General features: G+C 44.6%; 17 protein-coding genes. 6 read left to right on the forward strand and 11 right to left on the reverse strand.

The genetic code is table 11. The annotated features are described in order from the left end of the window. Positions 1–42 precede the first annotated feature (42 nt). The gene (locus ACYQ4O_RS05200; RefSeq protein ID WP_460174966.1) at positions 43–1,311 is read left to right on the forward strand and encodes an amidohydrolase; all 1,269 of its coding nucleotides are present in this window, start codon (positions 43–45) and stop codon (positions 1,309–1,311) included. Positions 1,312–1,663: 352 nt separating this feature from the next. Here ACYQ4O_RS05200 and ACYQ4O_RS05205 read toward each other — a convergent pair whose 3' ends face one another. Together ACYQ4O_RS05205 and upp are read right to left on the reverse strand one after the other, a co-directional pair. Beyond that, a complete protein-coding gene (locus tag ACYQ4O_RS05205; RefSeq protein ID WP_277029977.1) occupies positions 1,664–2,509 on the reverse strand; it encodes a fumarate reductase cytochrome b subunit in 846 nt (281 codons plus the stop codon). 167 nt (positions 2,510–2,676) lie between these two features. After that, on the reverse strand, positions 2,677–3,327 hold the full coding sequence (gene upp / locus ACYQ4O_RS05210; RefSeq protein WP_308513032.1) for a uracil phosphoribosyltransferase: 651 nt from the start codon (positions 3,325–3,327) through the stop codon (positions 2,677–2,679). Between the two features lie 111 nt (positions 3,328–3,438). Between upp and ACYQ4O_RS05215 the strand changes: the two genes are divergently transcribed. Next, complete coding sequence (locus tag ACYQ4O_RS05215; RefSeq protein ID WP_460174967.1) at positions 3,439–3,999, forward strand: LapA family protein; 561 nt, start codon at positions 3,439–3,441, stop codon at positions 3,997–3,999. 57 nt (positions 4,000–4,056) lie between these two features. On the opposite strand, the gene ACYQ4O_RS05220 is transcribed toward ACYQ4O_RS05215, so the two are convergent. Together ACYQ4O_RS05220 and pepN are read right to left on the reverse strand one after the other, a co-directional pair. Beyond that, the gene (locus ACYQ4O_RS05220; RefSeq protein ID WP_460174968.1) at positions 4,057–5,049 is read right to left on the reverse strand and encodes a class 1 fructose-bisphosphatase; all 993 of its coding nucleotides are present in this window, start codon (positions 5,047–5,049) and stop codon (positions 4,057–4,059) included. A 13-nt stretch (positions 5,050–5,062) separates the two neighbouring features. Continuing rightward, on the reverse strand, positions 5,063–7,738 hold the full coding sequence (pepN, locus tag ACYQ4O_RS05225; protein WP_460174969.1) for an aminopeptidase N: 2,676 nt from the start codon (positions 7,736–7,738) through the stop codon (positions 5,063–5,065). A 185-nt stretch (positions 7,739–7,923) separates the two neighbouring features. Between pepN and ACYQ4O_RS05230 the strand changes: the two genes are divergently transcribed. After that, entirely contained in the window at positions 7,924–9,354 is a 1,431-nt protein-coding gene (locus ACYQ4O_RS05230) for a C69 family dipeptidase (RefSeq protein ID WP_460174970.1), read from the forward strand. Between the two features lie 117 nt (positions 9,355–9,471). Here ACYQ4O_RS05230 and ACYQ4O_RS05235 read toward each other — a convergent pair whose 3' ends face one another. Beyond that, a complete protein-coding gene (locus tag ACYQ4O_RS05235) occupies positions 9,472–10,095 on the reverse strand; it encodes a cytochrome c3 family protein (protein ID WP_460174971.1) in 624 nt (207 codons plus the stop codon). A gap of 214 nt (positions 10,096–10,309) precedes the next feature. After that, positions 10,310–11,053: a TOBE domain-containing protein gene (locus ACYQ4O_RS05240; RefSeq protein WP_460174972.1), complete on the reverse strand. Its 744-nt coding sequence runs from the start codon at positions 11,051–11,053 to the stop codon at positions 10,310–10,312. Between the two features lie 87 nt (positions 11,054–11,140). On the opposite strand from ACYQ4O_RS05240, the gene modA reads away from it, so the two are divergent. Genes modA through modC form a run of 3 tightly spaced genes read left to right on the forward strand, consistent with a single transcriptional unit; the run spans position 11,141 to position 13,686 of the window. Next, a complete protein-coding gene (gene modA, locus ACYQ4O_RS05245; RefSeq protein ID WP_460174973.1) occupies positions 11,141–11,890 on the forward strand; it encodes a molybdate ABC transporter substrate-binding protein in 750 nt (249 codons plus the stop codon). A gap of 11 nt (positions 11,891–11,901) precedes the next feature. Next, complete coding sequence (gene modB / locus ACYQ4O_RS05250) at positions 11,902–12,582, forward strand: molybdate ABC transporter permease subunit (protein ID WP_282164065.1); 681 nt, start codon at positions 11,902–11,904, stop codon at positions 12,580–12,582. Positions 12,583–12,594: 12 nt separating this feature from the next. Next, positions 12,595–13,686 (forward strand): molybdenum ABC transporter ATP-binding protein, encoded by a 1,092-nt coding sequence (gene modC, locus ACYQ4O_RS05255; RefSeq protein WP_308513024.1) that lies wholly within the window; start codon positions 12,595–12,597, stop codon positions 13,684–13,686. Positions 13,687–13,789: 103 nt separating this feature from the next. Here the strand turns inward: modC and ACYQ4O_RS05260 are convergent, their stop codons facing one another. The 5 genes from ACYQ4O_RS05260 to aroQ all read right to left on the reverse strand — a co-directional run bounded on the left by ACYQ4O_RS05260 (position 13,790) and on the right by aroQ (position 17,839). Beyond that, positions 13,790–14,542, reverse strand: coding sequence for a DUF3426 domain-containing protein (locus tag ACYQ4O_RS05260; protein WP_460174974.1), 753 nt, complete (start codon positions 14,540–14,542; stop codon positions 13,790–13,792). 117 nt (positions 14,543–14,659) lie between these two features. Continuing rightward, positions 14,660–15,559 (reverse strand): 50S ribosomal protein L11 methyltransferase, encoded by a 900-nt coding sequence (gene prmA, locus ACYQ4O_RS05265; RefSeq protein ID WP_308513021.1) that lies wholly within the window; start codon positions 15,557–15,559, stop codon positions 14,660–14,662. Between the two features lie 8 nt (positions 15,560–15,567). Further along, positions 15,568–16,926, reverse strand: a complete 1,359-nt coding sequence (accC, locus tag ACYQ4O_RS05270; RefSeq protein WP_066593795.1) for an acetyl-CoA carboxylase biotin carboxylase subunit — start codon at positions 16,924–16,926, stop codon at positions 15,568–15,570. A 2-nt stretch (positions 16,927–16,928) separates the two neighbouring features. Then, entirely contained in the window at positions 16,929–17,390 is a 462-nt protein-coding gene (gene accB, locus ACYQ4O_RS05275; protein ID WP_308513020.1) for an acetyl-CoA carboxylase biotin carboxyl carrier protein, read from the reverse strand. Positions 17,391–17,404: 14 nt separating this feature from the next. Next, positions 17,405–17,839 (reverse strand): type II 3-dehydroquinate dehydratase, encoded by a 435-nt coding sequence (aroQ, locus tag ACYQ4O_RS05280; RefSeq protein ID WP_308513019.1) that lies wholly within the window; start codon positions 17,837–17,839, stop codon positions 17,405–17,407. Between the last annotated feature and the right edge of the window lie 224 nt (positions 17,840–18,063).

Below are 18,063 nucleotides of genomic sequence, written 5' to 3' on the forward strand. Positions count from 1 at the left end.
CTATGATCCAATAATTAATACAAACCCTAAAGAGGAGACACAATGTCAGATTATTCATCCCAGCTGATCGAACAAAGAAGAACTTTGCACCAATGGCCGGAAGAAGGCTGGACAGAGTTCTGGACTACTGCCTACATTGTCGAGAAGCTGCGCAGTTTTGGATATGAAGTTCTTCTTGGAACAAAAATTATTAACCCAGAACAAGTTTTCGGCAGAAATGTTGAATTAGTTGAAGAAGGTAAGAAAAACGCTTTGGCCCGTGGAGTTTCCGAAGAACTAATCGCCGAAATGGAAGGTTACACAGGTGCTGTAGGTTTGTTGGATACAGGTAAAGAAGGTCCTACAACTGCATTCCGTTTTGATATCGATTGCGTCTGTGTTCAGGAAACAGCAAATGCTGATCACAAGCCGAATAAGGAAGGTTTCCGCAGCCAGCACAACGGCTTTATGCATGCATGCGGTCACGACACTCACACTTCTATCGGTCTGACATTGGCAAAATGGATTGCCGATCACAAGGATGAACTTAAAGGAAAATTCAAGATTGTTTTCCAACCAGCAGAAGAAGGTGTTCGCGGTGCTTCCGCTATCGCCGGCTCCGGTATTCTTGATGATGCCAATTATTTGTTCGGCAGCCACATCTCCTTTATGGCTGACAGCGGTGAAATCGTTGTAGCTCCTTACGGATTGCTCTGCACATCTAAATTTGACGTTAAATTTACAGGAAAACCGGCTCACGCAGGTAAAGAGCCAAATGCAGGCCGTAATGCTTTAGCTGCAGCTTGCAATGCTGTTGTTCAAATGATGGGTATTCCACGTCATGGCGGCGGCATGACACGTATTAATGTCGGTACCCTCAGAGCCGGCGAAGGCCGTAACGTTATTCCTACACATGCTCATATGGCTTTGGAAGTTCGCGGCGAAACCAGCTCTATTAACGACTACATGACAGAACAAGTTATGAACATCGTTGAAGGCATTTCTAAGGGCTTTGACGTGACATATGAAGTATCTCAGATGGGTGCTGCTGTTGACTTCACCAACGACAAGGAATGCAGCGACATTATTGAAAATGTTGCTAAGACAGTTCCTAGCGTTAATAAGATTATTCCGGATGGCAACTTCGGCGGTTCTGAAGACTATTCTGTTTTAGGCAGAAGAGTACAGGCTAACGGCGGTAAAGCTGCATTCTTCATCTGCGGCGCTGATAGAGCTGCAGGCCACCATCAAGGAAACTTTGACATCGATGAAAATGCTTTGCAAACAGCATTTGATATGTACAGAGGCATTGTTGAAAAAGTAAATAAGTAAGCTGAATAGCTAGCTGAAATAGGCTGTGGAGGCTCGGAAAGTTCGAGTCAAAGCAGCCTAAAATTTTGCTTAGAAGAAGGTTTCTAGCGAATGTTAGGAAGGAATGGCTTAAGAGAGGTCTAATTTTCAAAGTCAATGCAGAAGACGATCTTTAAGATATATCTCCAAGGTTTAGGCTTATACCTTTCTTAATGGAAAACTCAATCAAATATAAATTCGCTAACGTCAATAGCGATTTTTCGAGGGGAAGAAAGACTTGTGATTCTCTCGATGAGAAAGTTTTTCTGCGCTTCAAAAACGGCATAAAAAAGAGGCTGGATTACCAGCCTCCTTGCGATATCTATACTACTGATTAGTGAGAGATACCTTTGAGTCTGTCAGGCCACCAAGATGGGTACGGCTGAGTCTGAGGTGTCTGGAGATAGCCAGGAACAAAGTGTGTCTTACCAAGTTCTGCAGCTTCCTTACCAGCATTGTAGTAACCCATGATTGTGAAGCTTCCGAGGGCAATCATGAAGATGATCAAGCCGATTGTAATCTTGCGGAGGAGAACACGTGTAGCGTTGGAAGGACCGCACCACTTCATGCAGAGACGGTACAAACCGATCATGCCGTGAACTTCAGTAACGATGAGGAACAAGTAAACAACCCACAACCAGGAATTGTAAACTTCGAGGCCGGAGCCGTATGGTCCGATTTCGCCCGGGTTCATAAGCATTGGGAGCATGTGCGGGAAAACCAAAGCTGTAAGAACAACACCAGTCAAGAACTGGAACCACCACCAAGTTGTATCACCGTGGCGGAGAAGTTTAACGTGGCCGCGCATAGTGCGGAGGGCTTTGTAGTTGGATGGGAATTTGCGAAGAGCAGTGATAGCGTGGATAACCACTAATACGAAAATAACTCCAACAAACAAGGAGTGCATCCAGAGGTGATCAACACCGTCGATAAAGTAGCCGCCTGTCAAGGAAACTAAATTCCAGAAGGTGTCTTTACCAAGAAGGATGGAGCTTGTGAAAGCCATGTGGCAGAAGAGGAACAAACCAAGAATCAAGCCTGTTCCGCTCTGAAGCACGTCAACCCATGCATAGGCATGAGACTTGTGCTGAGTTTCTGTCAAATCTACACCGTCAATAATTGTTTTGGCGGTTGGAGTGACCTTATATAAATGGGAGATGTCCTTAAAATCGTCGGCCATAGTAAAACCTTAGTTCAATTAATAAAGCAATTTAACTGAAAAGGATCTTGCTCTTTAATCTTCCTTTAAGGAATAAAAAAATATCGAAAGAAAGCGACTTTCAATCGATATTTTGAAAATTAAGTAAAAATTTAAGGGTTTTATCCTATTTATATCTACTTATGCACCTATTTGGTGCCAAATATTCTATCTCCGGCATCACCTAAACCTGGAACAATGTAGGCATCTTCATTCAAATGATCGTCAAGGGAGGCGACATAGACCTTGATATCGGGATGTTTTTCTTGGAATGTCTGGACTCCTTCAGGAGCTGCAACCAAGGCTACGAAAACAATATCTTTTGCCTTAACACCGCGTTTGAGAAGAACATCCACTGCTGCGACTGCAGAGTATCCGGTGGCAAGCATCGGATCGACAACCAGGATCTTTCTATTCTTCAAATTGGAAGGGAGCTTAACTAAATATTCAACAGGACGATGGTCAGGCCCGCGGTACATCCCGATATGGCCGATACGCGCAGACGGCATTAAATCTAAAAGTCCGTCACTCATACCAAGTCCGGCTCTGAGAACCGGAACGATAACAAGTTTTTTACCGGAAAGGTAATTTGTCTTGCATTTGCACAAAGGAGTCTCAATTTCACGAGTTTCTAACGGAAGATCTCGGGTTACTTCATAACCTAAAAGGTAAGATATTTCTCGAAGAAGCTGTCTGAAGGTATTAGATGGTGTACCTTTTTGACGCATTGTGCTGAGTTTATGTTGGATGAGTGGATGATCGACTATATAAAGGTTAGGAAATCTCGGATCTGTCTTCATTTAGAACTCCCATAAAAGTGTCTCAATTATCCTCCCACTGATAGGAAGTTTCCATGACTTCTCCTAAATTGTTTAAACTTGCAATAATAGATACAAATTAAAGGAAATTACATGCGCTATCTTGTACTTTTAGTTCTGCTTTTATTAGGAGCAGGCTTCGTGTTCCTGAATTGGGACGCAGTATGCAGTCCGACTGAAGTCAATATGGTATTTACCAAAGCCCAAGCCCCTCTCGGGATGATGCTTTTAGTCTGGTTCGGTATCCTGTTTCTCGTTGTTTGCTATGGTCTGGTCAAGCAGCAAGCCACAGCATTAACTACAGCAAATAAGATGGCCAAAGAGTTAGAAGCTCAGAGAAAGTTGGCAGCTAATGCTGAAGACTCTCGCCTTACTAACGTTAAATCTGAATTTGATGCTAAATGGCAGAAGCTCGTTGACAGTCAAACTGCAATCTTGGAAGCCTCTGAAAAGAGAATTATGCAGGAACAAACTAATTTACTTGAATCTTTCAAGGAAGCACTCAAGAATAATGAGCAAAGCAATCAAGATTTAAGTAAGAACATTACAACGGCTTTGGATACGATGGATGACAAGATCACTAAAGTATTGATCGACGTTAAACAAGTTACGGCGTCTTCTAAGAGCGCCCCCGCACCGCAGACAGAGCAATAATTCTGGGCAGTGCAAAAGGAAGGCCGGTTAAAACCGGCCTTTAACGTTTTGAGTTAATTAGAATTTTTTGTGATATTCCTCAACGCGAGTTACTTCTTCTTTAGCTCCTAAGAATACCGGTACGCGTTGATGAAGTTTTTCCGGTTGAAGATCAAGAATAGCGCCTTTACCGGTGGAAGCAGCTCCGCCGGCTTGTTCAATTAAGAATGACATTGGATTAGCTTCATACATAAGACGAAGCTTACCGGGCTGCTCGGGCTTTCTGTTGTCCCATGGATACATAAAAATGCCGCCGCGGCAAAGAACACGGTGGACTTCCGCAACCATGGCGGCAACCCAGCGCATATTGTAGTTTTTACCCAAAGGTCCGTCTTTTCCTGCCAATAAGTCTTTAACGTATTCTTTGACCGGAGCCGCCCAATGACGCATGTTGGACATATTGATTGCAAATTCTTCCGTAGTCGCTGGGATTTGGACGTTTTCTTTGGTAAGGATATAGTCGCCGGTATTCATGTTTAAAGTGAACATGACGACTCCTTTGCCGAACGAGAATGTCAAGATAGTTTGCGGAGAATACATGACGTAGCCCGCAGCAACTTGCTGTCGTCCCGGAATCAGAAAACTTTCGTTCGTGATTTCACCTTCCGGAGCCTTTGTGATTGAGAAGATTGTTCCGATAGGAGCATTAATGTCGATATTGCTGGAGCCGTCGAGAGGGTCAAAGGTAATGAGGTATTTGCCCTTCTTGAACTGAGGAGGAGTGACAAGGCAGTCATCCATCTCTTCGCTAGCCATACCGGCAACGGAACCGGTCCATTCAACTCCGGAAACAAAGATCTTGTTGGAAATAACGTCCAATTTCTTTTGATGCTCTCCTTGGACGTTGTCAGTACCGGCCATTCCCAAAACGCCGGCCAGCGCACCATGAGTAACTTTATCGTTGATGTCTTTGCTTAACTGAGCAACGGCACTGATTAATGCGGATAATTCGCTGTCAATCAAATTGTTTTGAACGGCAGTTGTTAGATATTGAGAAAGAGTAATAGACACAACACTTCTCCGATTAAATGGGTTCGTTAATAGCTTTATCCACAATCTCTCTGAGATCTGCTGAGAGATTCTTTTGTTGACTTACGTATCTTAATGCTTTGTACATCATTGAAGACAGTCTCGGCTCATACCTTCTCCAATTTTCTAGTGTTCTGGCCAAGCGGGCAGAGACCTGCGGGTTAAAACTGTCGATATTAAGAACAGTTTCAATCCAGAGCTGATAACCGCTGCCGTCAAGAGTATGGAATTCAGGACCGCCTTTGGCAAAGAAAGTTCTTAACAGCGAATAGACGTTATTCGGATTCTTAATGGAGAAAAGAGGATCCATCATCAAAGAGCGGATTTTGTTCACAACCGGCATCTCTCCGTGAACCGAGGTCGCTAAGGCTTGAACTTCGAGCCATTTGTTAATTAGGAGAGGCTCTGTTGCCCATGCGATAGAACTCTTGTTGAGCATTTCTTGACGAATGGGAAGACCGGAGTGTACAGCTATGCTTAAGGCGCCTAGTTTGTCCGTAATGTTGTTCCCTTTTTCAAAGAAGTTGCGGGTTTGCTGAACCCCCTTCGGATTACCGGAGGCGACAAGATAGGATAAGGAAAGGAACTTCAAAGCTCGTTTTCCGGCGAGATCGGGATCATATTTGTATATTCCCTCGGTTGTGCAGGTTTTTACCTTATCCTCAAAGCTGGTCTTGAGTCTTTGCCCAATCTTCTTTTGCATCGCCTGACAAGCCGCACGAATTAAAGCCGGTTCAATAATGATTTGGCTTTCATAAATGGCTTGTTCGCTAGGCAGCTTTAAAATTTCTGCTCGGTAAGCGGGGGACAATCTTTCATCGTTAAGAATTTCTTCAAAAGTTGCTAAATAAGCTTCCATTGGAGAAAGAGAATTCGCATTTTGAGTTTTTCTTAATTCTTGGATGAAGGCGTCGATAGCTAAAATAGAAAGCTTCTCAAAGGCTTCAGCCCGGTTAAACAGATCCGAGTCGTTTTTGGCTAAGAAGACTAGTTGATCTCTGGTTAAATCCATGTCAAAGATGACGGGAGCAGAGAAGCCTCTGCCTAAAGACAGAAGTGGTCTTCTGTCCACATTGACCAAAGTCCATGTTTGTACGTCTTGATTTAAAAGAAGGACACGTGTAGTTCCGACGGGCAGCGGTTCACCTTCGAGCTGCAAAGGAATATCCTCGCCTTTGTCATTGAGGACTCCGATAGCTAAAGGAATCATCAGGGGCTGTGGTTTCGGTTGACCGGGTAGGGTACGGTTGGACTGTCTCGCGGTAATAGTAAAGGTCTTTTTGCCTTCGTCCCATTGAGTCTTCACCGAGACGCGAGGAGTACCGGCTTGAGAATACCAAAGAGCGAACTGAGAAAGATCAGCGTCGTTGGCTTCTGCCATCGCAGTTCGGAAGTCGTCACAAGTGGCGGCAGAACCGTCGTATCTGCGCAGGTATTCAGCAAGTCCTTTCTTAAAACCTTCCTTGCCGAACATGGTTTGATACATACGAACAACTTCTGCACCTTTTTCGTAAACGGTCATGGTGTAGAAGTTGTTAATTTCACTGTAGGAATCCGGACGAATCGGGTGGGCCATAGGACCGGAGTCTTCCGGGAACTGAGCCGTGCGCAAAGCTCGGACGTCTTTTATTCTCTTTACGACTTTTGCTGATTCAGAGCCCAGCATATCGCTTGCGAACTCTTGTTCTCTGAAAACTGTCAAGCCTTCTTTCAAAGATAATTGGAACCAATCTCTGCAAGTTACGCGATCACCGGTCCAGTTATGGAAGTATTCATGTCCGATAACGGATTCAATGGCAGCGTAATCAGAATCGGTCGCAACTCTGTCATCGGCAAGAACGTATTTGGCATTGAAAATATTCAATCCCTTGTTTTCCATTGCGCCCATGTTGAAGTCGTTAGTGGCAACAATCATGAAGCGTTCCAGGTCTAAGGTAAGGCCGTAGCGGACCTCATCCCAGCGGATTGCTTTTTTAAGACAATCCATAGCGTGGACAGTCTTATTCTCGTTTCCCGGTTCTGTATAAATCTGCAGGAGAGCGGTTTTGTCGTTATTGAGTTCAATTTTGTCTTCGTTGACGGTGAAGTTGCCGGCAACCAGGGCGAACAGATAAGAAGGTTTCGGGAAAGGATCGTGCCAGATTGCGTATTTGCGCCCGTCAGGAAGCACTCCTTGATCTATAAGGTTCCCGTTGGACAGAAGAACTTTGCATTCTTTAGGAGCATGAAGAGTCACAGTGTACTTCGCTAATACGTCCGGGCGATCAGGGAAGTAAGTGATGCGTCTGAAGCCTTCTGCTTCGCACTGTGTTATGAAGTTGTTATTCGAAAGGTACAGACCTGAAAGCTCAAGGTTAGCTTTGGGATTGATTCGAGTAACAATTTCGATATCGGTGGGTTCCTTAATTGAGTGAAAAATCAATTTGCCGGCATTCATGGCATACTGATTAGTCAAGCTCGGTTGTCCGTTAATTTTTATTGAGACAAGCTGGAGACTTTCACCGTTTAATTCAAATTCGTCGCTTTCTCTGCCTTCTCTCGGGACGACATGCATGGTAGAGGTGACGATTGTTCTATCGGGAATTAAATCAAAAACGAGATTAATCGTTTCAACATCGTGGTTAGGTGCTTTGTAATCTTTACGGTAAACGACCGTTTGTCTGTTTGACATTGAAATCCTCGCGTAAAACTGTCCGATTATTCTAATTAATATCGAGGAAGTTATCAGAAATTAACAAATCGGAATAGACATCGAAATTCTGGAGGTTAAGCTCCAGAAACAAATAATCACTAAAAAATGTAGCTTCATAATTTTTCAATAGCTAGAATCCTCTCAAATATTTAACGGAGATTCCTATGTGCACAACAGTCATTGTTGGTGAAAAGGCCAGTTACGACGGCTCTTTTCTGATGGCCAGAAGCGCTGACAGCTCTGCTCTAAAGGCCCAACATTTTGTAATTCATCCGGCAAAAGAATATCCCGAAGGTGCGATGTACCGCACCAAGGACTACGATGGCGCCACAGACTTTTCTTATCCGTTGCCAAGACAGGCAATGAGCTACACAACGGTTCCTAACTGGAAAACAGGACTGCACGGTGCAGTAGGATTTAACTCCGAAGGTCTCGGCATCACCGGCACTGAATCTATCTTTGCTCGTGATGATGCTTTAGCTATTGATCCCTACAATAAGGAATCCGGCATTACTGAAGACGATATTCTTGACGTTCTTCTTCCACGCTGCAAAACAGCTCGCGAAGCAGTGGCCCTTCTTGGCAAGATTATCGAAACACAAGGTGCCGGAGAAGGTTTCGGTGTGGGTTTTGCCGATGACAAAGAAGTCTGGTATCTCGAAACCGGAACTGGTCATCAATGGATGGCTCAGCGTACTCCGGCCGAAGTCTACTTTGCATCCGGCAACCAAGGCAGATTGCGCTTCTTTGATCCGAAAGACGACACAATGATGGGTTCTCCTACATTGATTTCTTTCGCAGAAGAACATGGCTTCTACGATCCTAAGTCAGGCAAGTTTGATTTCGCTGCCGCTTACACTCGCAACGATGACAGAGATCGTATTTATAACGATCCGCGCGTTTGGGTAATGCAGAAGATTTTGAATCCGTCTTTAGAGCAAAAAGTTGCTGACGGAAGAAACTTTGATGTTTATCTCAAGCCTGAACAGCCCGTTACTCTTCAAAATCTGAAAGATATTATGCGCAACCACTTCGAAGGTTACGCTCACGATCCTTACAGTTTTGGATTAAACGGAAGCGAACCTTGGAGACCAATCAGCGTATTCAGAACTTATGAAGCTCATATTCTTCAAGTTCGCCCATGGATGCCGAGAGAAATCGGCGATGTGATTTACGTTGCGTTCGGTATGGCTTGCCTTTCTTGCTTCATGCCTTTCTACCAAGGTTTAGATCAAGTTCCTGCTGCATTCGGTGAAGGAACTGATCATGCAGACGACAAGTCTATCTATTGGAAGTTCCGTAAGCTCCAAACGCTTGTTATGACAGACTTCCCGACACTTGCACCGATTGTTCAGAAGAAATTTGCTGAGCATGAAGCTGCCATGAGTGAAAAGCAGTCTTCTATGGAAAAAGAATACACCAGCGTGTATGCAACTGATAAGCAGGCAGCTCATGATCTGCTTCAGAAATTCAATTTGGAAGTTTTCGAAGAGACTGAAGAAGTCATCGATGGTTTGATGAATGAGCTCTTTACAGTTCTCACAACAAAGATCGAGAAAGAAAACTTCTTCGCAAATAAGAAAATGAAAGACTAATCTTTCTTTTTTGAGAACAGCCTCCTATCTGTAAAGCTAGGAGGTATTTTTTTGCTGTCGAAAACGTCCAGGCAGACAAAAGGCCTCCGAAGAGGCCTTATCCTGCATTTCAGTTAATTATTTAGCAGCGGCTTTCCATGCATCTTCAAGAGGAGGGAACTTCTTGTTTTCAGCGATGTAAGCATCAACTTCTTTGTAGTTATGGCCGGCCGTATTGTGGCACTGTACGCAGTTGGTTGGTTTGTCGATAAAGCCCTTGTGGAACTGAGCAATCATCGGCTTCTTGGCATCATACATTTCTTCCAAGTTATGGCAGCCGCGGCAGTTCTTGAAGTTGTTGCCGGTCATGGTATCGATAACGCGTTTTTCAGTAACTTTACGTCTTTCAAGCCATTTTTCCGGTGTGGAATAGTTGCCCTTGATTTCGCCGATGAGAGAAACCATACCGGCTTCAGCTTTTGCGAAAAGAAGCTGAGTATAAGCAATCGGGGTCAACGGATGATTTGTTTCATTTAAAAGGTGGCAGTCAGAGCAGCCTGCTGTCACGCCTGTCGGAGTTCTGGCATGCTGGCCTTGTTTCCATGCATAGGCTACGCCGTCCATGGAGTGGCACCATGTAGTACAGAATTTATCGGAACCTGCCCACTGTACGACGGAAACGGTGGAAGCAGAAATCACGATACCGACAACAATACCAATAACTAAGAGCCAAAAAACTCCCCATTTACTTCTAGAGGACATATTCTTCTTCCTTGCTGTTGTTAGTTAGTCAAAATGTTCTGACTCTAAGGGTGAGTCGAGTCGCTCCATGCTTGTTCTGAAATATACGAAAGAGCGGCATGAACTAAGTTTATCTTAAGAAATAATTAGAAATAAAAAGCAGAAATAAAAAAAATATGGAACTAACCCTAGAAATTTTGGGTTCTCCCCAATTAGAGTTAATCTTTTTGGGTCATCACATCAGGCCAATAATCAAATTTGTTTGATCGACTTCAAGATAGGCGTCCGAACCGATAGTCAGGTTATGCGGGCTATGCACAAAACCGACAACATTAATTCCATTGGCTAGTCGTAGAGTAACTTCACCGCCTTTATCTTTTTGGGGTAAGCGAGCAACCTGGCCTTTTAATACTTCCTTGTCATAGCTCTCCGGAAGGGAGCCAAGAATTTTTGCTCCGGTCGCCTTAAACAAGGCTAGTACAGCCATTCCCACCTTCAAACCGAGCAGCTGCTGACTTTCTGTCGTAATGCTGGCTTTTAGATATGCTTGTTCAGCAACTTTTAAAACCACCTTGGATTGGGAAAGACCTCCGTGAATTTCTTCAATCACGCAAGGAATCACATTTCTTACGCTCATTTTGAGCGTACTGGCGGCTAGAGATGCAAGTTTTGAATGTTGACCGTTCTCAATATCAGTCAAAATTTGTGAGCGGACTTTGTTCAGAGAGGCGGATGCCTCAAGTACCAGTCTTCCGGCAGGTGTCAAGACTGCGCCGCCTCCTGAAGAGCCGCCGACAGCTTTATCGACCAGCGGTTCGCCGGCAAGATTGCTTAGAGTTTCAATTGCCTGCCAAGCGGCTTTATAGCTGATTCCGGCTGAACGGGCTGCTTGAGAAATACTTCCCAGACTGTCGATTCTCTGAAGAATATCTATTCTTTTATCTACACTCTCTAACCCCAGGGCATCAAAGATGTTCATATCTTTACCAATTAATTATTTTACGTATACAATACCGTTATTCTAATCTAGAATAACGACAAGATAATTATTTCTTAAAGGAGCATCATGAAACATAGTTTATTGCTTTTAGCTGTAGCAGCTATCTTCTCAACCTCAGCCAATGCTGCCGACATTAATGTCGCAGTAGCTGCCAACTTTACAGCTCCTATGAAAGAATTGGCCGCTATGTATGAAAAAGAAACCGGTAACAAGATTCTAGCTTCCTACGGTGCAACAGGTGCCTTTTACGCACAGATAAAAAACGGTGCTCCTTATCAGGTTCTTTTTGCCGCTGATGCAAAAACCCCGGCTAAGATTGTAAAGGAAGGTTTGGGTGCTGAAGGTACGAATAAGGTATATGCGTACGGTAAGTTAGTTTTGTGGAGCGCTGCACCTGACTTCGTAAAAGAAGATAAGAACTTTATTCTTTCCGACAAAGTTAAGAAGATTGCCGTTGCTAACCCCAAGTTAGCTCCATACGGAGAGGCTGCTTATCAAACAATGACAGCTTGGGGTAATCTGAAGAAAGCGGAACCCAAATTTGTAACCGGGGACAATATCGGTAAGACATTCCAGTATGCCAAGACAGCTAACGCGCAGGTTGGTTTCGTCGCTTTATCTCAAGTATTCAAGGACGGCAAGATGACATCAGGATCGGGCTGGATTATTCCAACTGACTTGTATCAGCCTATTCGTCAGGACGTTGTTGTCTTGAACCCGGGTAAAGGCAACAAAGAAGTCGCTGACTTCCTCAAGTTCGTTGAAACCAATCCTCAAGCTAAGAAGTTAATTGAGTCCTACGGATACGGACTGTAAGAGAGTTTTAGATGTTTACCGCTGAAGAATTACTGCCTATCCAACTAACTCTAGAGCTAGCTGCCATAACTACAGTGTTTCTTTTAATTGTTGCCACGCCACTGGCGTGGTGGCTCGCTAATACAAAGTCGAAGCTGAGATCCGCAGTGAGTTCAGTGGTGACATTACCTCTTGTTTTACCGCCCAGTGTATTAGGTTTTTATCTTTTAGTAGCCATGGGGCCAAATGGGCCTTTGGGTAAATTGACAGAAGCTTTAGGGGTAGGGCTTCTGACATTCACTTTTCCGGGACTTGTAATCGGCAGCGTCGTATATTCGATGCCGTTTGCTGTGCAGCCGCTGCAGGGAGCGTTCGAATCCATCGGCAAAAGGCCGCTGGAGGTCGCTGCAACACTCCGGGCCACGCCGTGGGATACTTTCTTCAATGTGATTCTACCACTAGCGAAGCCTGGATTCGTGACTGCTTCTTTACTTACTTTTGCGCACACAATCGGCGAGTTCGGCGTTGTTCTGATGATTGGGGGCAATGTTCCCGGAAAAACTCAAGTTGTTTCCACAGAAATCTACAGCTATGTGGAAGCAATGGAATACTCAAAGGCCCATTGGCTGGCTGGCGGTATGGTCTTATTTAGTTTCTTTGTTCTACTCGGACTAACATTATTAAATAGAAAAAACGATCGCTTCTTGACCTAGGAGAAGAATAAGTTGGAAACAATAAGTACAAGTGAAGTGAACTTATTCCTGGAAAGGAAAGAAGGTTTTAAGCTTGACTGCAGCGTTAAATTCCCCACAGAGGGAATTACTGTTGTTTTTGGAGAGTCGGGTTCCGGTAAGACAACATTTTTAAGATGTGTAGCCGGGCTCGAACGTGCACATGGTTATGTTCACGTCGGCAATGAACTCTGGCAGGACGACAAGAAAAATATCTTTTTACCGACTTGGCAGCGCCAGCTTGGTTATGTATTTCAAGAATCTTCTCTTTTCCCTCATCTCTCTGCATTAAAAAATTTAGAGTTCGCTATCAAGAGAAGCAAAAGTCCCAACTCCAAAGAGAGAATGGAAACCGCTATTGAATTGTTAGGAATTCGAACTTTGCTTAACCGCATGCCTTCTCAGCTTTCGGGCGGAGAACGGCAAAGAGTGGCAATTGCCAGAGCCGTTGCGACGGATCCTCATGTTATGCTCTTTGATGAGCCACTAGCTTCTTTGGACTTTGCTAGAAAGGTTGAAATTCTTCCTTGGCTGGAAAAGCTTAAAGAAGAACTCAAAATACCAATGCTTTATGTGACTCATTCTGCAAATGAAGTAGTTAAACTTGCCGATCACATCATTGTGCTTGAGAAAGGGCTTTTGAAAGCCAGCGGCTCTCTGCAAAGCGTTTTATCAAACGTAGATCTTCCCGTTAAGCTTGAAGGAAAACTTGGAGTGGTTCTGCGCGGAAAAGTAACTGACAAAGACTCGCACTGGAATTTGTTGACAGTCAGAATTGAAAACTTTGATATTACCGTCCCTGACGGTGGAGAAGAGGTTGGAGACTCAGTAAGTTTGCAGGTGCTGGCTAAAGACGTTTCTATTACCGCGGCAAAGCCTGAATCGACCTCAATTTTAAATATCTTGCCGGGTAAGGTCACGCAAATACGGCAAGAAGATAATCATATAGATAGCTTGGTTCAAATTGACTGTAACGGCCAGAAATTTTTGTCTTTGGTGACAAACAAATCTTTAAATTCTCTCTGTCTCCAGGAGGGCTCGAATGTTTGGATTCAGTTTAAATCTATGAGCCTAAGCGCTCGGTGATTCAGCCCAAGATTTGTTGAAGCAGAGAAAAATTTTGCTTTGAAACACAAAAGGGGATCAAGTTTTCTAGACTGATCTTCTTTGAATTTACGGTTCAACCTGCCTATTCCAAGACTTTAACCATAAAGTTCGAAGGTCTTCCTTCTGAATAGACAACAGGAATTTGAATCTTGACAGAGAGCCCCCCTTTAATGCTCTTCATATCCGGGATGACTGTGTATTCAGAAGGCGGATAAGTTTTTTGGAAGATAGTCTTATTGGTGTTGACCAAAGTGACTTGAAACTGAGGAAGTCTCTGGGTTCTCATATCCTGATTTTGTACTTGGAGTGAGACGTCCCATGTATCTCGTCCTGTGGCATTCATTTCCGAAGTCAGGATTCTCAACGGCCTCATCGGAGGGCAATAGAAGAACTTGCAGCTTCGTTCAGAAATTGAGTTAAGAGGATCCTGTTGCATGATGCTTGGCTGCAAGAATAAGGCAACTTGCCAGGTGCACAAGCAAACCACAATAAAGCAAATAAAAAGCATCACTGATCTCAGAACGCCAGATGGAGTCGGAGCTTCTTCGGGAGCTTCTAGATTTTCATCGGGAGGTTCCATGACGGCTTTAGGCTTTTGGCTTAAAGGCGTTGAGAGTTCCTCTAAATCCTTGGAAAGCGCAGCCATCATTTCACGAGGATCTTTGCGCTTAACTGAAGAGGGCTCAGCGGTTGAAGAAACGGGATTCTGAGGAGTTTGTCCGGCGGGACTGCCCGTGGGGATACCCGCAGAAGAGGATTCTGTAGGAGAGGGAGAAATTTTTGGAGCTTCAGTCTTGGCAGATGTCGGAACCGGAGAATTCAGTTCAGCGGGCACAATCCTCGGAATTAAGTCTTCTTTTCGCTTTAAAGGTTGAGAAAGACTCGGTTCATAAGGAAATCTAAGACCTTTTGAATTGCCAGAGATTTTCGGCTCCATATTCTGCTCGCTCGGTTATTTCTTTTGTCCTGCTAAGCACACCCATCCTTCCGAAGTTTTCCAAATCTTCAGATCCAGGGTAGCACACAGCCCGTTGTAAAGTTCCATTAGCTCTTCAGCTTGTCTCTCTAATATACCCGATAAAACCAAGGATCCGCCGTCTTTTACGCGGGATATGAGTGCAGGAGCCAAGATTCGGAGGGGGTTGCTCAAAATATTAGCTACCACCACATCAAATTTTTCATCAGGCAATTTGGACGGGAGATAGAAACCTGCCTCAACTCCATTCTGCTCGGCATTGTATTTAGCCGCTTCGATGGATTGCGGGTCGATATCGGTGCCCATAACAATATCAGCACCAAGTTTCTTTGCTGCTACGGCAAGAATTCCAGAACCACAGCCGTAGTCGAGAACACTGCGGCCGCAAAGATCATGCGAACTCAGCCATTCAAGACAAAGATGGGTTGTAGGATGAGTCCCTGTACCGAACGCAACGCCCGGATCAAGTCTGATATTGATTGCATTGGGATTGGGAGGTTGATGCCAGGACGGAACAATCCAGAGTTTTTCGGAGATTTGAGTTGGAGAAAATTGAGCTTGCGTAATGCGTACCCAATCGTTATCCGGGACAATGGTTTCTGCCTCAATCTCCGGAACTCTAAAGTGCAGTTCATCGCAGCATTTATTTAAAACTTTCGCAATAGGAAAGTCTGCCGGGACAAGAATTTTCAATCTGGAACGATTCCAAGCCAGTCTTTCGGGCTCGAGACCGGGTTCACCGTAAAGCGGGGCCTCGTCTTCGCTGTCGGCATCGGCATCTTCGATACTGACTGAATAGACACCTTCGTCCATTAAGAAATCCGAAAGTTCTTCGGCTTCGTCTTTTTCGACCAAAATTGAAAATTCTTTGAGCATTTAGCAGCCTATGCGTGTTTACGGTTCATGTGCGAGAGCTTTTCTTCCAGATAGTGGATGCTGGGACCGCCCTTTAAATAAGTTTGGTCAATCATCATTTCTCTGTGAAGAGGAATATTTGTAGAAATTCCTTCAACGACAGTTTCGGACAAAGCACATCTCATGCGTGCAATTGCTTGCTCACGTGTGTCGCCGTAAGAGATCAGCTTGCCGATCATTGAATCGTAGTGCGGAGGTACAAAATATCCCGGGTAAATGTGGGAGTCAACACGGATGCCGGGACCTCCCGGTGCATGGAAAGTTGAGATTCTTCCGGGGCTCGGTGTGAATCTAAACGGATCTTCAGCGTTAAGTCGGCATTCAATGGCATGGCCTCTGATTTGAATATCTCTTTGACGATAGCTTAGACGTTCGCCGGCAGCAATTTTGATCTGCTCCTGGACCAGATCCACGCCTGTAATTAACTCTGTGACCGGATGTTCAACCTGAATGCGAGTATTCATTTCGATGAAGTAGAACTCTCCGTTCTCGTACAAGAATTCAAAGGTACCAGCACCGCGATAGCCAATCTTTCTGCAGCCGTCTACGCAGCGTTCGCCGATTTTTTCGATTTGACGGCGAGGAATACCGATAGCCGGAGCTTCTTCAATGACTTTCTGATTGCGTCTTTGTATAGAACAGTCTCTTTCACCAAGCCAGATAGCATTTCTGAAAGAGTCTGAAAGTACTTGAATCTCGATGTGACGAGGATTTTCAAGGAATTTTTCCAGATAAACGGTGCCGTTGCCGAAAGCGGCTTTAGCTTCTTGCCTTGTGGTATTGACCGCATTAATTAGAGCGGCTTCGGTGTGAACGACTTTCATTCCTCGGCCGCCGCCGCCACCGGCTGCTTTAATAATGACCGGATAGCCGACTTCACGCGCCAGACGAATAATTTCTTTCGGGTCATCCGGAAGGGCACCGCCCGAACCCGGAACGCAAGGAACGCCGGCTTCAATCATGGCTTGTTTGGCCGAAACTTTATCACCCATTAAACGGATAGTTTCCGGGCGAGGCCCTATAAATACGAACCCACTGGATTCTACGCGTTCAGCGAAGTCTGCATTTTCCGAAAGAAAGCCGTAACCCGGGTGAATAGCCTCGGCGTCGGTGACTTCAGCCGCACTAATTAAAGCTGGGATATTCAAATAACTTTGGTGAACGGGAGCCGGTCCGATACAGACGGACTCATCTGCAAGCCTAACGTACTTGGCGTCAGTGTCTGCCAAAGAATGAGCAACCACCGTTTTAATGCCCATTTCTTTACAAGCACGTTGAATTCTGAGGGCAATTTCACCTCGGTTGGCAATTAAGATTTTTCCAAACATGGTTACTCAATAACAAAGAGGGCTTGTCCAAATTCAACAGGCTGAGCATTATCAACAAGAATTTCTTTTACGGTACCGCTGACTTCTGCTTCAATTTCGTTAAGCAGCTTCATGGCTTCAATAATGCATAAGGTGTCGCCTTTCTTTACCTGAGAACCGACCTGAACGAAAGGATCAGCGCCGGGGCTAGGAGCGCGGTAGAAAGTGCCTACCATCGGGCTTGTTACCTGAGTTCCGGACGGAGCAGCGGCCTTCGGAGCAGGAGAGGGTGCGGCCGCAGGTGCAGCTGCAGGCTCTGCCGGTCTGTAAACTGGCTGAGGAACTTCTACTGCGGCTGGTTGAGCAGCAACAGATACCGGTTTGTTGACGATTCTGACTTTTTCGCCTTCTTCAGTAATTTCCAACTCGGAAACACCTGAAGCCTGTACCAAATCAATAAGTGTTTTAAGTTTACGCAGATCCATGATGATCCTCTTCTCTAATTAGAATTAATTAAATATTCAGCCGCCAGCAGATACCCTTTATAACCTAAGCCGATAATGCATCCTCTAGCGATATCGGACAGATAGGAATGATGTCTAAAAGGTTCTCTAGCAAAGATGTTTGTAAGATGGACTTCTATAAAAGGAATGTTGACTGACAAGAAGGCATCTCTAATAGCAATGCTTGTGTGAGTGTATGCGCCGGGATTGATGATGACTGCGTCGACTTCTTCTCTGGCGGCTTGATGAATTTTGTCAACAAGGTCTCCCTCGTGGTTGCTCTGATAGCAAATCAGCTCAACATCGTAAGAAGCACATTTTTGACTAAGTTCGTTCTCAATTTGTTCTAGGGTCACAGATCCATATTTTTCAGGCTCTCTTCTGCCTAAAAGATTTAGATTGGGGCCGTTAAGCAGCAAAATTTTGTTCATCACGTTCAGGGAGACTCGAAGAAAATCTCTTAGCTCCCCTTAGAGTTATTCATTTCGTAAGTATAGTACTTAACTTTCTCTAAAAACATTAAGAAATCGGGCTATTTGTATCTATCTTGACGAATTGATTAGAGGGAGAACGGGGCTTTAAGTTCCTTATTAAAACGCTAAAGAAATATGTAAAGATCGGCGAAGATAAGCGAAAAAAGCAGAAAATCTTCCGG

The sequence above is a fragment of the Turicimonas sp. TL08 genome (assembly GCF_054660695.1).

Coding starts and splice junctions, on each gene's coding strand:
- ACYQ4O_RS05200 (WP_460174966.1), top strand. CDS start 43: ATGTCAGATTATTCATCCCAGCTGATCGAACAAAGAAGAACTTTGCAC.
- ACYQ4O_RS05205 (WP_277029977.1), bottom strand. CDS start 2,509: ATGGCCGACGATTTTAAGGACATCTCCCATTTATATAAGGTCACTCCA.
- upp (WP_308513032.1), bottom strand. CDS start 3,327: ATGAAGACAGATCCGAGATTTCCTAACCTTTATATAGTCGATCATCCA.
- ACYQ4O_RS05215 (WP_460174967.1), top strand. CDS start 3,439: ATGCGCTATCTTGTACTTTTAGTTCTGCTTTTATTAGGAGCAGGCTTC.
- pepN (WP_460174969.1), bottom strand. CDS start 7,738: ATGTCAAACAGACAAACGGTCGTTTACCGTAAAGATTACAAAGCACCT.
- ACYQ4O_RS05230 (WP_460174970.1), top strand. CDS start 7,924: ATGTGCACAACAGTCATTGTTGGTGAAAAGGCCAGTTACGACGGCTCT.
- ACYQ4O_RS05235 (WP_460174971.1), bottom strand. CDS start 10,095: ATGTCCTCTAGAAGTAAATGGGGAGTTTTTTGGCTCTTAGTTATTGGT.
- ACYQ4O_RS05240 (WP_460174972.1), bottom strand. CDS start 11,053: ATGAACATCTTTGATGCCCTGGGGTTAGAGAGTGTAGATAAAAGAATA.
- modA (WP_460174973.1), top strand. CDS start 11,141: ATGAAACATAGTTTATTGCTTTTAGCTGTAGCAGCTATCTTCTCAACC.
- modB (WP_282164065.1), top strand. CDS start 11,902: ATGTTTACCGCTGAAGAATTACTGCCTATCCAACTAACTCTAGAGCTA.
- prmA (WP_308513021.1), bottom strand. CDS start 15,559: ATGCTCAAAGAATTTTCAATTTTGGTCGAAAAAGACGAAGCCGAAGAA.
- accC (WP_066593795.1), bottom strand. CDS start 16,926: ATGTTTGGAAAAATCTTAATTGCCAACCGAGGTGAAATTGCCCTCAGA.
- accB (WP_308513020.1), bottom strand. CDS start 17,390: ATGGATCTGCGTAAACTTAAAACACTTATTGATTTGGTACAGGCTTCA.
- aroQ (WP_308513019.1), bottom strand. CDS start 17,839: ATGAACAAAATTTTGCTGCTTAACGGCCCCAATCTAAATCTTTTAGGC.